1 pseudogene is annotated in these 479 nt (G+C 59.7%); it reads left to right on the forward strand.

Going from position 1 to position 479, the window contains the following annotated elements:
• A pseudogene (locus A3728_RS22565) lies at window positions 1–479 on the forward strand (IS5 family transposase); the annotation flags it as partial.

Raw genomic sequence — 479 nt, forward strand, 5'->3', positions numbered from 1 at the left:
TCAATCGCAATGGCTTGCGTTGGCGCGACGCGCCTAAGGAATACGGGCCGCACAAGACGCTGTACAACCGTTGGAAGCGGTGGAGCGACAAAGGTATCTTTGCCCGGATGATGGCAGGTCTGGCCGAAAGTCACGAGGAAAAGAAGACTGTGATGATCGACGCCACGCACCTGAAGGCACACCGCACAGCGACCAGTCTGGCCGTCAAAAAGGGGGGCGTGGACGCCTGATTGGCCGTACCAAGGGCGGCATGAACACCAAGCTGCACGCCATCTGCGACAGCCAAGGCCGACCGCTCAATCTGTTCGTGACCGCAGGACAGGTCAGCGATTACGTCGGTGCCCGAGCACTGGTGAGCCGTTTGCCCAGGGTGGACTGGCTGCTTGGCGATCGTGGCTATGACGCCGATTGGTTCCGAGAAGCGTTGAAAGACAAAGGGATACGGGCGTGTATCCCTGGCCGTAAACAGCGGAAGAAGC

The organism is Sulfitobacter sp. HI0040, assembly GCF_001634885.1.
Lineage (GTDB): Bacteria > Pseudomonadota > Alphaproteobacteria > Rhodobacterales > Rhodobacteraceae > Sulfitobacter.